This is a genomic window from Pseudoalteromonas sp. (genome assembly GCF_041613455.1).
Classification (GTDB): domain Bacteria; phylum Pseudomonadota; class Gammaproteobacteria; order Enterobacterales; family Alteromonadaceae; genus Pseudoalteromonas.
On the sequence record NZ_JBFJHD010000242.1, the window covers coordinates 1 to 4245 of the forward strand.

Annotated in this window: 3 protein-coding genes; all 3 read right to left on the minus strand. The window is 39.5% G+C overall.

Features of this window, described 5'->3' with window-relative positions:
- Positions 1-839, minus strand: an 839-nt coding sequence (locus ABYB02_RS15170) for a class I SAM-dependent methyltransferase (protein ID WP_372763243.1), incomplete at its 3' end; no start/stop codon positions are given.
- Positions 840-900: 61 nt separating this feature from the next.
- The gene (locus ABYB02_RS15175; RefSeq protein ID WP_372763244.1) at positions 901-3492 is read right to left on the minus strand and encodes a TonB-dependent receptor; all 2592 of its coding nucleotides are present in this window, start codon (positions 3490-3492) and stop codon (positions 901-903) included.
- A gap of 539 nt (positions 3493-4031) precedes the next feature.
- Positions 4032-4245, minus strand: a 214-nt coding sequence (locus ABYB02_RS15180; protein ID WP_372763245.1) for a hypothetical protein, incomplete at its 5' end; no start/stop codon positions are given.

Sequence of the window (4245 nt, forward strand, 5' to 3'; positions counted from 1 at the left end):
CCTGAACTGAGTAACTTACTGCGTATGTCACTTTCATCAAAAGCCACAGATAGCTGATCGTCTAACCTCTCTATTTGATAGTATATACCCGCTTTTAAACTAGTTAGTTTTGCTAGACTGTGCGTATTTACATTTACCATCACCTTCGATATCTTCGACACAACATCTAAAAACCAGACTTGCTCATCTGTTGTATTTATCGCTATAGCTTGGATTTTTTTTATTATTTGTTGATTGCCATATTCATATTCTTTGGTGTTTCCCGCCAATTTTTGACCAACAACTTCGATTAGATCATCAACTATATTCGCCTTTATTAAGCGATGTAGTATGTTTAATCCCGACTTACAGTCATTTGTTATTAATGAGTGTGGGTGGTGCATCATTAAAATAATTTCACCCTGATTTTTAAGCACCCTGAGTGCTTCAGGAAGCGACTTTGACCAATCTGAATATTCAAAACCGAACTGGCTGACTAACACATCAAATGAATTATTTTCGTAAGGCAGTGCTTCTAACGAAGTGTTAAATTTGAAATCGATAGTGGCGATTGCAGCATTTAGCTCAGCCGCGTTGCTAGTAATTTTACTTGGTGCAATATTAGCTAAATCACATCCCGCTACCGTGCCATTCAAATGATGCTTAGTTAATACACTTTGCAGCCATATTGCTAATGCGCCTTTCCCTGTCGCTAAGTCTAAGTAGGAACACCCATTGTTTTTTGAACGAATATAATTTTCCCAAAACGTTAAAATTTCTTCGGGGTATCCCAGCTCTGTTTCTGCATCGCCAAAGCTTGATAACCTGTTTGTTGAATCCCAGTAATGATCCCAGTGCATTATTTTTCTCCAAAAAAAAGAGCGGCTATAAGCCACTCTTTTATTTACTTAATAAATAAACTTAGAAAGATTGTTTAAAGTTTAAGTACATTGTACGTCCGAAGCCTGAGTATAAGTTGAAGTTATAGTCACGGCCGCCAAAAGCATATAATGGTGGTTCCTTGCCGAATGCATTTTGTGCACCGAAGCTCACTTTACCATTCCAAGGAGTATTATACGCAACTTGTAAATCATGGGTTACCCAAGAAGGGATATGACCTACACAAGCACCATCAGCTGTAATGTCTTCACACTGGCTATCAATTAAGTTTAGGTTCCAAGTAAAGTCAAAATCAGCAAACGAATATACGTTTGATAAACCAAGACGCATTTGTGGATAACCTGGGTCATTCACAAAGTTACGACCGCCATCGGTGCTGTAATCAATCATGTGTGACACATTAAGATTTGTTCTTAATGATCCTGCTTCGCCAAAATCAAACATTGAGCTTGCTTTAAAGTCAATACCTGAAGTCTCAAGGGTGCCATCATTACCAAAACCACGGATTACTTCTGAAATAGCTCCATTAGGTGCTCGTTTAACGGTAAATGCATCTGGAACAGAGTCACCACGTAAACGTGCATCTATAATAGCTTGTGAGCTAAATGCTCGAATTCTGTTGGTAATTTCGATGTTGTAGTAATCAAGCTCAACTGAAATAGCATCAGTTACTTGGTAAACTAAGCCTGCTGAGTATTGATCTGATTGCTCAGATTGTAGCCCAGGGTTCGCAATAACAATTGCGTTGATTTGCGCAGAACAACCGGCTTCCTCACCAATAGCTGCACAGTGAGCATCGTCAGAAACAGAGTCTGCTGATTCAGCAGGTTGCTGGGTTAAATCTGGTAATGATGGCGCACGGAAACCTTTACCCCATGAAGCACGAAGTACTAGATCATCTATTGGGTTATAGCGTGCAGATACTTTTGGTGAAAAGTCTGAGCCATAGTCAGAGTAATCATCATAGCGACCCGCAAATGTAAGCTCAAATGACTCAACTACTGGTACTAACGCTTCAAAAAACAAACCACGTACTGAACGACTACCGCCAGCGCTGCTACCAGATGAACCACCTACTTGACCTGCTTCAGAAAGTGAGTCGTATTTATCACCATAGTCTTCTGTGCGATATTCAAAACCAATAAAGCCTTGGATTGCACCTGCATCTGTTTCCATGATATCGAATGCAGCATTTGCATACACTTCTTCTTGGTTAAATTTACCAACACGTGACGTTGTAACTGTCATCGCATTTTTAACTTCTTGTGACGCACCAAATGGGTCATTTAGCATGTAAGTGCCATCATTAATGTACTGACGTGCGGCACTACGAAGTACGTAACCACTACCTTGGTTGTTACTTTCGTTAATAGTTTTACGTACACCTGCTTCTACAGATACATTCCCAATCATACCATTGGTACCAAAGCTAATATCTTTAAGCTCTGATGTTAGGTTGTTATCACGGTTACCAAGGGCAGCAAAACGATGCCAGAAATCAAGTGGCTGTTGCTCCATACCTAGCGATGGATCGTAAATTGGGCTATTTGGATTAGTCGGGTTATTTGGGCTATCAGCATCAATTTGATCTGGGCCATACGCAGTTTCATCTAATGCTGGCGCATAACGACCAAACGATTTAGTTTGTGAAATATTTATGTTGGTGTATACGCTCCAATCATCATTGATTTCGTATGTTGCTTTAACAAACGCTGAACGGTTTTTAATTGACGCTTCATCAGCAGAAACAGCAGCAAAGTTAAAGCCACAACGCTTACCAATACGATAAAAGTTTTCGTTGCCTACGCCTTCACACGTTGCTTCTGGAGAAAAGAAGTCAAAATTACTGGCACCAGGTATATATTCACCATTTTCGTCTTTAGCCATTGTTGTAAAGTTATTTGAATATACAGAACCACCTGGGCTGTACCAAGGGAAATCACGTGCATAAACAATATCACGACCACTCCACGACGCACCCGCTAGTACAGAAGCATTATCTGAAGAAGCACCGAATAACACAGAACCATTCTCACGGTCGCCGCCTTCGTGCTCAATACGACCTGAGCCTAAAGTAACTTCTGCACCGTTAAAGTCTTTACGTAAAATAACGTTAATTACACCACCGATTGCATCAGAACCATATAGTGCCGATGCACCATCCGTTAAAACTTCAACGCGTTCAACTGCGGCCATAGGGATAAAGTTTAAATCTTGACTTGAACCTGTAAGCGTTGATTTAGGTAAACGACGACCATCAACGAGTACTAATGAACGGTCTGAGCCTAAACCACGAAGACTTACTGTCGTTGCGCCCTGAGCAGAACTACCTGACTGTGGACGGAACGAACCCAGACTGTTAAAAGTCGTATTACGTAGTAAGTCAGCAACAGACGTTTCACCACTTAGCTCAATTGCAGCACGGTCAATAACTGTTACTGGTAAATCACCAGCCATATCAACACGTTTGATGCGTGATCCGGTTACTTCGATGCGCTCTACTTTTTCTGCGCCTTCTTCAGCAGCGATGGTGCTTGCTGAAAATGCAGCTGTTGATGCTGCACCAAAAGCGATCGCTAAGCGAACTGCTTTTGAAACTTGATTGTTTAACATTTGATTCTCCCAAGAATACTATTTTATTTTTTGTTTATATAAAAACAGGCCTGCCATATCGGCTAGTTCCTATTTTGATTTGAATAGTAGTCTCAATTGAAGCAAAAGGTCAACAGCAACTTAACCTAAAAACACCTTTATTTACAGTTGTTTACAAACATGAAACCACTTTATTATTGCGTATAATACACTAGCGAAAACACAATAATCACAAAGAATCAATAATGCAGTAAACACAAAAATAAACTATAGATATAGCGTTATATTTAAATAAAAGAAGGGGAACCCCTATCCTAACTAAAACACTGAGGGTTCAATTTATAGCGGAGTTTTTCGCTAGAGTAGATCAATTATCATTAATTTATTGCTGAGCAATAACAGGTACAATTGCTTCTCTTTAATTGAAAAGGAGTTGAACTTAATGTTGTCGTATCTGGTCATTTACGCTAAAACTTGTATGAGTGAGGTGTTAACTATTTAGTTTTAGCCGAACACTGCATTATGAACGCTTTCATTATCCACATTATTCCTCCCTTAAGCTAAAATGACTTGGAAATAATAACTTTCCAACAGAATAATTCATTTTCAACGCAAAACTCCTCAATCGTGATTTGGTTTGAACTTATCCCTGAACTGAGTAACTTACTGCGTATGTCACTTTCATCAAAAGCCACAGATAGCTGATCGTCTAACCTCTCTATTTGATAGTATATACCCGCTTTTAAACTAGTTAGTTTTGCTAGACTGTGCGTA

Bases quoted from the DNA above. Each gene is read 5' to 3' on its own strand.
- ABYB02_RS15175 (WP_372763244.1), bottom strand. From the start codon at position 3,492: ATGTTAAACAATCAAGTTTCAAAAGCAGTTCGCTTAGCGATCGCTTTT.